Origin of the sequence: Bacillus sp. B2-WWTP-C-10-Post-4 (genome assembly GCF_009183805.1) — a bacterium.
Classification (GTDB): domain Bacteria; phylum Bacillota; class Bacilli; order Bacillales; family Bacillaceae_G; genus Bacillus_A; species Bacillus_A cereus.
Genome location: NZ_WEII01000017.1, coordinates 57,595 through 70,576 on the forward strand (window position 1 = coordinate 57,595; position 12,982 = coordinate 70,576).

A 12,982-nucleotide genomic window follows, 5' to 3' on the forward strand; every position below is an offset into this window, starting at 1 on the left:
TATCTCCACTATATGTAAATATAATATATCTTGAGATTCTCTAGATTACTACGTTACAATGATTTTATACATACATAAAGGAAGTGAATCTATGTCCATATTTACCCAATTCGTAAAAAGCATATACTCGCCTAAAGATATGGCGCTATTCCGTTTTCAAAAAATCGGTAAAACCATTTTGTATATTATGCTACTTTGCTTAATTACTACTATTCCAAGAACTTTTTTGTACGGTAGTTTTATCCAAGATGGTGTAAGCATGGTAAATCAAGTCATCGATAAAGATTTACCTGATTTTAAAATTGAAAATGGCGAACTAAAAGCCGATATTGATCAACCTATTGAAAAAGAAGAAGGAAATGCACTTTTCGTATTTGATCCAAATTCAACAGACCTAGAAAAATATCAAAATAAAACAGGTTTATTTGTTTTAAAAGATAAAGTAGTCTCTATGGGAAATGGTCAAATACAAACGTATTCTTATAACGATTTGTTAGGTGCATCTCTTGAGAAAAAAGATCTACAAGAATTTATTTCTTTATTCGATAATATTTATCCGATTTTATTATTTGTTATTGGATTCTTAGTGTACCTATTCCAATTATTCATTACTTTTGTAGGCGTGACTTTACTTGCGTTCATCGGTTCTGCTATGAGCGGTCAACGTAAACTATCCTATAAACAAGTTTGGACACTAACTGCATACAGCTACACAATTCCAACAATCTTCTTTATGATTATGGACGCATGTAAAATTGTCGTACCTGGATCAACATTCATCTATATCGCAGTTGTTTTAATTGTTCTGTACTTAACGATTAAAGAAGTTCCAAAACCGAAAGAAAAATAAGAACGAAAAAAATGCCTAAATAGGCATTTTTTTTTTGGACAAGCATATATTCCTAGCAAAGGAGTGAAGAATATGAAAAGATTAGGTATATTCCTATTCGTGCTTGTTCTCGGTTATATATTTTATTACGATATAAAAATCGGTACTTTACCGATGTTAAGTTCATATAAAAAAACAACTGCTGCTCAAACGATTAAAAAAGAAAACACAGACAGTCAACAAAATAAAGAGAACAAAACAGAAAAAGAAACAGATGTATCTTATAAAACAATTGAAGTAAAAACTGGTGAGACAGTTCTTTCTATTACAGAACAAATTAACAAGAAAAAAATTCCTTCCATAGAAAAAGTCATTGACGACTTTAAACAATTAAATAAAAGTACATCTGCTACAAAAATACAAATTGGAAAGTCTTATAAATTCCCCTTATATCAATAAGCTATCACTTAATCCTTGTCAATTACATAAAGGCGCTGATACAATAGTAAAAGTGAAACCGAGTACTTCGGTTTCTATAGCCCTATATCACGTATACTATCATTGATATGAGGGACTAAATAAGAAACTTCTTTTATAAGGAGAGCGATCTATTCGTGAATGAAATGACTCATCGTACAAAAACACGTCCAGTTAAAGTCGGTAATTTAACAATCGGCGGTAATAATGAATTAATTATACAAAGTATGACAACAACAAAAACACATGATGTTGAAGCAACAGTTGCTGAAATTAAGCGTTTAGAAGAAGCCGGCTGTCAAGTCGTCCGCGTTGCCGTTCCAGATGAACGCGCAGCAGATGCTATTGCTGATATAAAAAAACAAATCAACATTCCACTTGTTGCTGATATTCATTTTGATTATCGCCTTGCTTTAAAAGCAATTGAAGGTGGCATTGATAAAGTACGTATCAATCCAGGTAACATTGGTCGTCGCCATAAAGTAGAAGCTGTTGTAAATGCAGCAAAAGAGCGCGGTATTCCAATCCGTATTGGTGTAAACGCTGGTTCATTAGAGCGTCACATTTTAGAAAAGTACGGGTACCCAACTGCAGATGGTATGGTTGAGAGTGCGCTACATCATATTAAAATTTTAGAGGACTTAGATTTCCACGATATTATCGTATCTATGAAAGCCTCTGATGTTAACTTAGCAATTGAAGCATACGAGAAAGCTGCTCGTGCTTTTGATTATCCATTACATTTAGGTATTACAGAGTCCGGAACATTGTTTGCCGGAACTGTAAAAAGTGCTGCTGGTCTTGGAGCAATCTTAAATAAAGGCATCGGAAATACACTACGTATTTCATTAAGTGCTGATCCAGTTGAAGAAGTAAAAGTTGCTCGTGAACTATTAAAATCATTCGGTCTTGCGTCTAACGCAGCAACACTTATCTCTTGTCCAACTTGTGGTCGTATTGAAATTGATTTAATTAGCATCGCTAACGAAGTGGAAGAATACATCTCTACACTTCAAGTACCAATTAAAGTTGCAGTACTTGGTTGCGCTGTAAATGGTCCTGGTGAAGCTCGTGAAGCTGATATCGGTATTGCCGGTGCACGTGGAGAGGGATTATTATTCCGTAAAGGGCAAGTCGTTCGTAAAGTACCAGAAGAAACAATGGTAGAAGAACTGAAAAAAGAGATCGACGTAATTGCTGCTGAAATGGCTGCTGAGCGAGAAAAAGAAAAAGAGACACAAGAACAATAAAAAGAAGGTTGCCACAATATTTGTGAGCAACCTTCTTTTCTACGTAAAAAAGCTCGTCAGTTTAACCGACGAGCTTTTACTTTGCACATTTTGGACAACGACCATATATTTCAAACTTATGACCCGTTACTTCATAATCGGTAAAATCTTTATTCATAAAATCCATTGGGCAGGAAGTAATCTCTTTCGTTCCCCCACAATCCAAACAAATAAAATGATGATGATGTTCCATAATAGAACAAGTAAAACGAAAATGTTTTTCACCATTTAATTCCGTTTGTTCTAAAACACCAATCTCAGCAAAAACTGTTAAGTTACGATAAATCGTATCAAAACTAAGCCCTGGATAATCGTCCTTCATATGCTCTAAAACGTCTTTCGCAGTTAAATAACGATTATGTGCTGCAAATAATCTGAGCATCTCTTCTCTTTTTCCAGTATGTTTGTATCCTTTTTCTTTCATTAGGCGTAAAGCTTCTGTTAGATTCATACCTATCCCTACTTTATGCAGTTTTTTTCTTCTTCCATAAAATCGCACCGATTAAAATAAGAACTGCTATCATAACAATTGTACCACCTGGCGCTAGATCAAGTTGATACGAAGCAAACATTCCACCAATTACTGCAATTTCACCGAATAAAATGGAAAAGAAAATTGTTTGTTTAAATCCTTTAGCAATACGAATACTTGCTGCAACTGGTAACGTCATTAATGATGATACAAGAAGAACCCCCACTACACGCATTGATACTGCAATGACAAGAGCAACTAATATAATGAAAATAAAGTGAATCCATTTCGCTCTTAAACCAGTTGATACTGCGTATTCCTCATCAAATGATAATAGAAACAGCTCTTTATATAATAAAATAATTGTCGCAACAACAACAATTGCTACAATACCAATAATAATTAAATCTGTACTTGTTACAGCACTGACACTACCAAATAAATAACTAAATAAGTCTGTGTTAAATCCATTTGCAAGTGAAATGAAAATAACTCCAACCCCCATCCCTGCCGAAAGGATAATTGGAATTGCTAATTCTTGATAGTGCTTATATACAGTTCGTAACTTTTCGATTAGTAGCGCTCCACCAATCGAGAAAATCATCCCCATATATAAGGGGTTTAAAAACCCACCTGTAAAAATGGTTTTTTCAAGTAATAAACTTGCTGCAATACCCGATAACGTCACGTGACTTAATGCATCCGCAATAAGAGATAAACGACGAATAACAACAAACACACCAATTAGCGGTGCAACAAGTCCAATTAAAATACCTGCGTATAAAGAATTACGTAAAAAGTCATATTGTAAAAAATCTTGTATCATTATATCCTCCCGTGATGCTCATGTTCGTGTTCTAAACGATGAACATGATGTCCATATAAGACGGACATTTCTGCATCTTCTAACTCTCGGAACTTCTCTACATTTCCATGGAAATGTAGATGTTGGTTTAGGCATGCAACATGTGTTACTTTTTCAGTAACAGCTCCCATATCATGAGTAACAAGAATTAATGTGATCCCGAGCCTTTTGTTTAAATCCTCTAATATTTCGTAAAAACTTTCCACATTTTTTACATCGATTCCAACAGTAGGCTCGTCCAAAATAAGCAATTCAGGATCACTAACGAGCGCACGAGCAATAAATACACGCTGTTGCTGTCCACCAGAAAGCTCTCCAATGTTACGACCTTGAAACTCACTCATCCCTACATCAGCAATTGCTTTTTCTACCTTTTTCTTATCCTCTTTTGTGAAAAAGCGAAAAAGCCCTTTTTTCGAAACAAGTCCCATTGACACAACTTCAGAAACAGTTGCTGGAAAACCAGAATTGAAACTATTTGCCTTTTGGGATACATAACCAACTTTGTTCCATTCCTTAAACTTCTTACTATCAACGCCAAACACGCGAATGCTTCCTTCTTTTGGCTTTAAAACACCTAATAAACACTTAAGTAGAGTTGATTTACCTGAACCATTCGGTCCCACTAAACCTAAAAAAGCTCCCTTCGGAACTTGCAAATTAATATTTTCTAACACATTCCGATCTTCGTATCGGAATGTTAAACCTTCAATTTCTAATATATTATTCATAGCATCTCACCTATTTTAATTCAGAATGATTCCGATTTATATCTATTTGAATTATAGTACAGCTTATTATAGTTGTAAACCAATCTGCCTAAAATATATCTATTTTTTCAAGAAACCTTACTATTATAACAAAAAGCAGAGAAAAATTCTCTGCTTTCGAAAAATATTCCTATAAACTTTTTAGTGAATAGCCGATTTAAACTTACCACCATTTGTCTCTTGCGTGCTCATAATCGTAACAAACGCATTTTCATCAATTTCATGCACAATTGATTTTAACTTCGTCACTTCTAGACGCGTTACAACTGCATAAATAACTTCTTTTTCTTTATCCGTGTAACCACCTTTCGCTACAAGCTTTGTAGTTCCACGGCCAAGACGATGCAAAATCGCGTTTGATACTTCCTCATATTGATCAGATACAATTAAAACCGCCTTCGTTTCATCTAGCCCTTGAATTACTGTATCGATCGTTTTAAATGCGATATAGTACGTCATAACAGAATACATCGCTTGTTCCACACCAAACACAAATGCTGCCCATGCAAAAATAAATAAGTTCACAAACATTACGAATTCACCAACAGAGAACGGTAATTTCTTCGTTAATAAAATCCCCATAATTTCAGTTCCATCTAGCGATCCACCATGACGAATTACAAGTCCTACACCAAGACCTAAAATAAGACCACCAAACACTGTCGCTAAAATAGGTTCTGTTGTAAATGGTGGTACCGCATGTAACGTTGACTCAATGAAAGCTAACGCTACAATACCAAATGTCGAAGATAACATAAATGTTTTTCCAATTTGCTTATAACCGGAATACATAAATGGGATATTGAGAACAACGACTAAAGTAGAAAAACTTAACCACCAAATGTTAGGAGTAAGATAATCTAATATAAGAGAAATACCAATAATTCCACCATCAATAATTTTATTTGGCATTAAAAATAGTTCAATTGCTACCGCCGCGCATGCTGCTCCAAAAATAATCATAACTAAACGATAAATGAGATGAATAACACTTTCTTTTCGATGTTGCTTTTGCTCCATAAGTCCTCCCTTTACTCTTTTTCTGTAGTTTTGTCCTTATATTATAACATACGCTTCTTTTCCTCATGAAAAAAGAAACTCCATACGAATATGTACAAGCTATATGCTCATATATTTCGATAGAAGAACGCGTGAAGGAGGATAATAAGATGAACCTCATTAAACAAATTGTTAATAAAAAATTAAATCATATTTCTACAAAAGAGTTATTAAAATATAGCAAAGAATATGAAGTTCCCATTACAGCCGCACAAGCTGATCAAATCGTTTTACTTATGAAGGGTAAAAATATTAATATCTACGATAACAACGAGCGACTAGAGCTCTTAAAACAAATCGCAAAAGTAACTTCCCCTGCCACTGCCCAACAAGTAAATACATTATTTCAGCAACTACTAAAATAAGGAGGGGATTTCCCCCTCCTTATTGCGCTTTAATTTTTTCAAGAAGCCCTTCATCAAAAGTGCCGTTTTTCAGCATTTCGATTTCCAATTTGTATGGTGGCTTCTTATCTTTTTTATCTTCCCCTACATACGGTGTTTCAAGAATTTTTGGTACATGCATTAACTGTGGATGATGTACAATGTGATGCAATGCTTTATACCCAATGTGACCAAATCCAATGTTTTCATGACGGTCTTTTCCTGCTCCGCGTACATTTTTACTATCATTAATATGAAGTACTTGTAAACGATCTATACCAACGATCTTATCAAATTCGTTTAATACGCCGTCAAAGTCATTTACAATATCATATCCTGCATCATGCGTATGACATGTATCAAAGCATACAGATAGCTTTTCATTATATTTTACACCATCAATAATTTTTGCAATTTCTTCAAAGCTACGACCGCATTCTGTTCCTTTTCCTGCCATCGTCTCTAACGCAATGTTAACCGTCTGTTCTGGCGTTAATACTTCATTAAGCCCTTTAATAATTTGTTGAATACCAGCATCTGCTCCAGCACCAACGTGCGCTCCTGGGTGAAGAACAATTTGTTTCGCTACACCTAATGCCGATGTTCTTTCAATTTCCATGCGAAGAAAGTCTACTCCTAATTGGAATGTTTCTGGCTTCGTCGTATTCCCAACATTAATAATATAAGGCGCATGGACGATAATTTCCTCAATTCCGTTCAGCTCCATATGTTTTCTTCCTGCTTCTATGTTCAATTCTTCAATTGGTTTTCTTCGTGTATTTTGCGGTGCACCTGTATAAATCATAAACGTTGTTGCACCGTATGAAACAGCCTCTTCACTTGCTGCTAATAACATTTTCTTACCACTCATGGAAACATGAGATCCAATCTTTAACATACAATCACCTCTTCAATATACAATAGATATAATGATAGCATAATTTGTAGAAATATGTAGTGAATTGTTTGTTCACAAAAGATGCACTACACAAATTTATATGACTATTTATACAGACTATACTTTTCATTTAAATTAGCTGGATTAAGTGAAACTTTAATCAATACTTTTCTATCCATATTGATTACACCTCCCACAAATAGCGGGATAAAAAAAAGATAAGGGAAACCCCTTATCTTTTTTTATTGCCATATTTTTTCTTCACTTTGTCACGTTCTGTTGCAAGTTTACGTTTATAGTTTGGTTTTACTTTTTTTGGTTTTTTAATAACTTTCGTTGCCATAACATCAAGTTCGTCATTTGGTTTTTTACGGCTCTTACGACGACGACGCTCACCTAAATCGGCCCACTCATCTCCGCGTAAATCTACATGCTTGAACTCAATATGACGTTGTTTTTCTAAACTATCTAACGCTTCTTCGTTTGCTGGATCATATATCGTCACTGCAATACCAGAATGCCCCGCACGTGCTGTTCTTCCAACGCGGTGAACGAAGAAATCTAAATCTGATGGTAGCTCATAGTTAATAACATGGCTAATCCCTTCAATATCAATACCACGTGCTGCTAAATCAGTCGCAACAATATATTGGAATTCAAGGTCACGAATTTGTTTCATCATTTTTTTACGATCACGTGGTGATAAATCCCCGTGAATTCGTCCAACTTTTAAGCCACGTTCCATTAATCCATCAGCAACTTGGTCTGCCATCTTTTTCGTATTCGTGAAAACAACTGCTAAATACGGTTTAAATTGAAGTAGCATTTTATGCACTAAATCAATTTTATTACGATGTTTAGAAGGCACTAAATAGTGTTCAATGTTTCCAGCTGCAACTTGTTTTGGATTGATATGAATATGCTCTGGATTCTCCATATACTTCTTCAGAAACGGTTTTAGTTTTTGAGGAATTGTTGCAGAGAAAACTAACATTTGCAAGTTTTTAGGCATGCGTGCTGCAATTTTATCTACATCATGAATGAATCCCATATCAAGCATTAAGTCTGCTTCATCGACAATAATCGTATTTGCTTTATGAACAAATAATGCTTGCTCTTCTACTAAATCTTTAATACGTCCTGGTGTTCCAACTACGATATGAGGTTGTTTTTTCAACTTTTCAATTGAGCGTTGTTTATCAGTTCCACCAATTAAACAACGTGCTGTAATCATTTGGTCTTCCGCACAAAACTTTGTTAACTTCACGATTTCTTCGTAAATTTGTTGTGCTAACTCACGAGTAGGCGCTGTAATAACAAGTTGTACTTCTTCACGACTTGCATTAATTCTGTTTAATGTAGGAAGTAAGTATGCATGTGTTTTCCCAGAACCTGTTTGGGATTGTCCAATTACACTTACACCTTTTTTCACGACCGGGAAAATTTTCTGCTGAATTCCTGTCGGCTCTGTAAAGCGTAGTTCACGAACTGCATCTATTAAAAATGGTTTAAAATCATACTGTGTAAAAGTTTGTTGTGTCATAAGTTACACCTTCTTTCTAAAATTTCTACTGCGCGCACAAATCAGTCAAGTCTACATTATATCGAAATCTACAAGTAAAATCCATCTTTAGTTTAGGTTTTCACTTCAAAAACTAACCTTCTTCCCTTTTATTGCATATTGTATGTGTATATACCTAACTGAAGAAAGGAGGATTTCTCACATGTTTCCGAAATCCCCTACAAGGCAAATGTATCCGAATCCAGGGCAGCAACCTTATACACCATATCCAATTCCACAACTACCACCAATGGCACAAAAAAAGAAAGGTTTTCTTGCTAAGCTTTTTAAAAAACACGATCCAACCGATCCTTTTATGCAAATGGTTCCACCTTACCGACAAATGGAAGGGCAACTGATGATGCATCAGCAACCACCACCGCCGCCACAATATCAGCAGCAATACCAGCAACAATATCAGCAGCAATACCAGCAACAATATCAGCAGCAACATCCACAATATCAACCATACATGCAGCAACATCCTGAGCAAATGATACCGCCTCAAATGTATGAATCAAATGAAACGCGCGGCGGCGCAACTACAGCTGCCGCAACAGCAAGCAGTGGCATCGGCAGTTTCTTTTCGAACTTAATTTCGAATCCTACTAATATGATAAACAACATCGAAAAAGTATCCCAAGTCGTTCAATCTGTAGGTCCTGTCGTCGAACAGTATGGTCCTATTATGCGTAGTCTACCAAGCATTGTTAAAATCCTCACCTCTGGAAAAAGTACGGAAGAAAATCAAACGGAAAATGTAACAGAGCCAGTTGAGGTAGAAAGTCCGCCTCCTGCACCTCAAAAAAAGAAACGAAAACGAAAGAAAATAGTGATTGAACCTGTAATAGAAAAAGAGTTACCGAAAGAACCAGTTCAACAAACAGCAACAAAACCAAAACTATATGTGTAACAATCCTTTGTTTTCTATCCACTCCTCCTTTATAATGTAAAAGACTATGCACAAAAGTATCCCTTGTTTAGAAGGAGAGGATTACTCATATGAAAATTGTTAAAATTTCCCCTCGTGGTTATTGCTACGGTGTTGTCGATGCAATGGTAATTGCACGTAATGCTGCATTAGATAAATCATTGCCGAGACCCATTTATATTTTAGGTATGATTGTTCACAATAAACATGTTACAGACGCTTTTGAAGAAGATGGAATCATCACATTAGACGGTCCAAGTCGCTTAGAAATTTTAGATAAAATTGATTCTGGTACTGTTATTTTCACAGCACACGGTGTTTCTCCAGAAGTTAAACAACGCGCAAAAGAAAAAGGTTTAACAACAATCGATGCCACTTGCCCAGATGTTACCAAGACGCATGACCTTATCGAAGCTAAGAAAACGGAAGGGTATCATGTCATTTATATCGGTAAAAAAAATCATCCAGAGCCAGAAGGCGCAGTTGGTATTGCACCTGACATCGTTCACCTTATCGAAAGAGCCGATGATTTAAAAACATTAGAAATCCCAACAGATAAAATTTTAGTAACAAATCAAACAACGATGAGTCAATGGGATGTTCAACATTTAATGGAGGACATTCAAAAAAAATTCCCAACAGCAGAATTCCATAAAGAAATTTGTTTAGCTACTCAAGTTCGCCAAGAAGCTGTCGCTAAACAAGCTGATGTTGCAGACTTAACAATTGTTGTTGGTGATCCGAAAAGTAACAATTCAAATCGCTTAGCACAAGTATCACAAGAAATCGCGGGTACAAAAGCATATCGAGTTGCTGATGTAAGCGAAATTCAATTAGAGTGGCTACAAGGTGTAGAAAACGTAGCTGTTACAGCAGGTGCTTCTACTCCAACGCCAATTACGAAAGAAGTTATCGCTTTCTTAGAGCAATATGACCCAATGAATCCCGCTACATGGGGAAGAGTTCGAAAAGTACCGTTACAAAAAATATTACCTCGCGTGAAAGTGAAAAAAGAACAATAATAAAAACCGTTGCTTACATGAGCAACGGTTTTTATTTTTCTTATACAAATATAAATGGATCTGTATGTAACTGCGAAGCATGAATGTGTACATTGAGTTTCTTTGCATCCACTTTTTCTTGTAATTGCTTTTGCACACCTTGTTTCATTACTTTTTCAACATTATGTCCTGGGTCAACTATATTTAAACCGAGCATCATCGCATCATGAGCAACATGATAGTACATGTCACCAGTTACATATACATCTGCTCCTTTAAATTTCGCTTGGTTTATATATTTATTACCATCTCCACCAAGTACAGCTACTTTACGCACTTTATCATCTAACTTACCGACAACTCTTGCGCCCTTCACGTCTAATGATTGTTTCACATGTTCTGCAAATTGGCCAAGCGTCATTTCTTCTTGTAAGTATCCTATTTTTCCTAGGCCTAACGTTTCACCTTTATTATCAAGCGGATACACATCGTACGCTACTTCTTCATAAGGGTGCGCCGTTACCATTGCTTTAATCACTTTCCGCTGTAAGGAAGCTGGAATAATCGTTTCGATTCGCACTTCTTCTACACGTTCTAACTGTCCAGTTTCCCCGATATAAGGATTTGTCCCCCCTTGAGGTACAAATGTGCCTGTACCCTCGCTACTAAACGTACAGTGGCTATAATTGCCGATATGACCAGCACCTGCGTCTCCTAATGCTTTCCTTACTTCTTCTGCATGAGTGACTGGCACAAACACAACAACTTTTTTCATTTCTTCTGCATATGTCGGTGCCAAAACTTCTGTATTTTGCAATCCTAACGCCTCAGCAAGTAAATCGTTTACCCCGCCCTTAGCAACATCCACATTTGTATGCGCTGCATAGATTGCAATATCATTTTTAATACACTTTTCAATAATTTTCCCATACACCTTATCTGTATGAATCGCTTTTAACGGGTTAAAAATTAAAGGATGATGAGCAATAATGACATTTGCCCCTAATTGAATTGCTTCATCCACAACTTCTTCCGTTACATCTAGCGCAATCAATACGTGCTGCACGGGTTTATTAAGCGCTCCAATCTGCAGACCAATCTTATCTCCTTCCATTGCCAAATGCTTCGGATACATACTTTCAAATAAAGAAATAATTTCATGGCCGTTTGGAATTTTACTCATGATAAAACCTCCCCTATCATTTTCATTTTCGCTTCTACTTCCCCACGCTTCGCTTTTGTTTCTTCAGAATCAGCCGCACGTTCTAACTGTTTTAAAATATTTTGGAAGTTTTTTAATTCTCCTTCCCATTTTTCAACGAAGGCTTCACTTTTTTCTGTTATTAAAAATGGTCCCATAAACAATTCAGCTTGTTTATTTTCAGAGTAAGGCGCTACAACATTTCCGCGCTCCCCTACTAAAATTTCGTAAATTTTCCCATCTTCTTTTACGATTTTTTCATGGATAAGCTCCCAACCATTCTCAATAAACCATTCACGAATATGATGCGCTGCAATATTAGGCTGTAAAATTAAACGTGTTACACCTTCTAATTTTTCTTTACCACTTTCTAAAATGTCACGAATTAACGCTCCGCCCATTCCGGCAACCGTAATTACATCTACTTCTCCTGGTGCGATAACAGCTAATCCATTCCCTTTACGCACATCTACTTTATCTTGTAAACCACTTTCAGCTACAGTTGCTTGCGCAGAGCGAAATGGTCCATCTACAACCTCTCCTGCAACTGCCTTTGTAGCAATATTATTTATAATTGTATAACACGGTAAATACGCATGATCCGATCCAATATCAGCAACTGTAGATCCTACTGGTATTTCACGTACAACTTCTTCTAATCGTTTTGAAAGCTTTACTTCATTCATGTATTTCCATTACTCCTTCTCTTGTCAGTCTGTCTCCATGATAATGAATTTATAGTAGTTGTTGCAAGCCCATAACAACAATTCACCGCTCTATCATTCATCGTATTTTAGAAAATATAGAAAAACAAGCCCTTCGCATAAGCAAAAGGCTTGTCATACGGAACTTTATTTTTTCTTCGATAACCAATCAGCTACTTTAGCGGCTTGATCAGCTGGAACTATATTGGCAGGCATATTGCCTTTTCCTTTCGAAAGAATTTCTTTAATTTCATCCTTTGAAAGTTTCCCACCAATTTTTTGTAAGTTAGGTCCAACTGCCCCTTGTAACTGATCACCATGGCAGCTCGTACAGCTTTGCTTCACAATATCTTCTGGTTTTGATGCCGTTTGTGCTGGCTTCCCGCCATTTTTTGCATCAGCTAACTCTTTAGATTTATTTAGCCCCTGAAATGAAAATACAAACATAACGATAATACCCAATGCTGCAATAAGAGCGAACGGAATCAGCGGATTACGTTTCATATCTCTTCTCCCCCCTCTATACCCCTAAATAGTTAGAT

Annotated in this window: 15 protein-coding genes; 6 read left to right on the plus strand and 9 right to left on the minus strand. The window is 36.1% G+C overall.

The genetic code is table 11. The annotated features are described in order from the left end of the window. The first annotated feature begins 91 nt into the window (after positions 1–91). The 3 genes from yqgB to ispG all read left to right on the plus strand — a co-directional run bounded on the left by yqgB (position 92) and on the right by ispG (position 2,556). Positions 92–850 (plus strand): protein YqgB, encoded by a 759-nt coding sequence (gene yqgB / locus GBN78_RS10410; RefSeq protein ID WP_000021899.1) that lies wholly within the window; start codon positions 92–94, stop codon positions 848–850. Positions 851–922: 72 nt separating this feature from the next. Further along, entirely contained in the window at positions 923–1,288 is a 366-nt protein-coding gene (gene yqfZ / locus GBN78_RS10415; protein ID WP_000825416.1) for a protein YqfZ, read from the plus strand. Positions 1,289–1,452: 164 nt separating this feature from the next. After that, a complete protein-coding gene (gene ispG / locus GBN78_RS10420; RefSeq protein ID WP_153577907.1) occupies positions 1,453–2,556 on the plus strand; it encodes a flavodoxin-dependent (E)-4-hydroxy-3-methylbut-2-enyl-diphosphate synthase in 1,104 nt (367 codons plus the stop codon). Between the two features lie 76 nt (positions 2,557–2,632). Here ispG and GBN78_RS10425 read toward each other — a convergent pair whose 3' ends face one another. From GBN78_RS10425 to GBN78_RS10440, 4 genes are all read right to left on the minus strand, one after another. Continuing rightward, positions 2,633–3,046, minus strand: a complete 414-nt coding sequence (locus GBN78_RS10425) for a Fur family transcriptional regulator (RefSeq protein ID WP_152127328.1) — start codon at positions 3,044–3,046, stop codon at positions 2,633–2,635. Between the two features lie 13 nt (positions 3,047–3,059). Continuing rightward, a complete protein-coding gene (locus tag GBN78_RS10430; RefSeq protein ID WP_000613815.1) occupies positions 3,060–3,893 on the minus strand; it encodes a metal ABC transporter permease in 834 nt (277 codons plus the stop codon). Further along, positions 3,893–4,663, minus strand: a complete 771-nt coding sequence (locus tag GBN78_RS10435) for a metal ABC transporter ATP-binding protein (protein WP_001059662.1) — start codon at positions 4,661–4,663, stop codon at positions 3,893–3,895. Before GBN78_RS10435 ends, GBN78_RS10430 begins: the two co-directional genes overlap by 1 nt. A gap of 180 nt (positions 4,664–4,843) precedes the next feature. After that, on the minus strand, positions 4,844–5,722 hold the full coding sequence (locus tag GBN78_RS10440) for a YitT family protein (RefSeq protein ID WP_000435963.1): 879 nt from the start codon (positions 5,720–5,722) through the stop codon (positions 4,844–4,846). A gap of 149 nt (positions 5,723–5,871) precedes the next feature. Between GBN78_RS10440 and GBN78_RS10445 the strand changes: the two genes are divergently transcribed. Beyond that, positions 5,872–6,126: a DUF2624 domain-containing protein gene (locus GBN78_RS10445; RefSeq protein ID WP_001048954.1), complete on the plus strand. Its 255-nt coding sequence runs from the start codon at positions 5,872–5,874 to the stop codon at positions 6,124–6,126. Positions 6,127–6,145: 19 nt separating this feature from the next. Here GBN78_RS10445 and GBN78_RS10450 read toward each other — a convergent pair whose 3' ends face one another. Beyond that, positions 6,146–7,042, minus strand: a complete 897-nt coding sequence (locus GBN78_RS10450; protein WP_000912460.1) for a deoxyribonuclease IV — start codon at positions 7,040–7,042, stop codon at positions 6,146–6,148. A 232-nt stretch (positions 7,043–7,274) separates the two neighbouring features. Continuing rightward, positions 7,275–8,585 carry a DEAD/DEAH box helicase gene (locus tag GBN78_RS10455; RefSeq protein WP_000194015.1) on the minus strand — a complete coding sequence of 437 codons (1,311 nt, stop codon included), beginning with the start codon at positions 8,583–8,585 and terminating at the stop codon, positions 7,275–7,277. Positions 8,586–8,766: 181 nt separating this feature from the next. On the opposite strand from GBN78_RS10455, the gene GBN78_RS10460 reads away from it, so the two are divergent. Then, the gene (locus GBN78_RS10460; protein ID WP_152127329.1) at positions 8,767–9,516 is read left to right on the plus strand and encodes a YqfQ family protein; all 750 of its coding nucleotides are present in this window, start codon (positions 8,767–8,769) and stop codon (positions 9,514–9,516) included. 89 nt (positions 9,517–9,605) lie between these two features. Continuing rightward, positions 9,606–10,556, plus strand: coding sequence for a 4-hydroxy-3-methylbut-2-enyl diphosphate reductase (locus GBN78_RS10465; protein ID WP_152127331.1), 951 nt, complete (start codon positions 9,606–9,608; stop codon positions 10,554–10,556). Between the two features lie 40 nt (positions 10,557–10,596). Here the strand turns inward: GBN78_RS10465 and GBN78_RS10470 are convergent, their stop codons facing one another. From GBN78_RS10470 to cccA, 3 genes are all read right to left on the minus strand, one after another. After that, entirely contained in the window at positions 10,597–11,718 is a 1,122-nt protein-coding gene (locus tag GBN78_RS10470) for a Nif3-like dinuclear metal center hexameric protein (RefSeq protein ID WP_152127333.1), read from the minus strand. Then, positions 11,715–12,422 (minus strand): tRNA (adenine(22)-N(1))-methyltransferase, encoded by a 708-nt coding sequence (locus tag GBN78_RS10475; protein ID WP_001006545.1) that lies wholly within the window; start codon positions 12,420–12,422, stop codon positions 11,715–11,717. Before GBN78_RS10475 ends, GBN78_RS10470 begins: the two co-directional genes overlap by 4 nt. 165 nt (positions 12,423–12,587) lie before the next feature. Further along, positions 12,588–12,944: a cytochrome c550 gene (gene cccA, locus GBN78_RS10480; RefSeq protein WP_000828141.1), complete on the minus strand. Its 357-nt coding sequence runs from the start codon at positions 12,942–12,944 to the stop codon at positions 12,588–12,590. Positions 12,945–12,982: the final 38 nt, after the last annotated feature.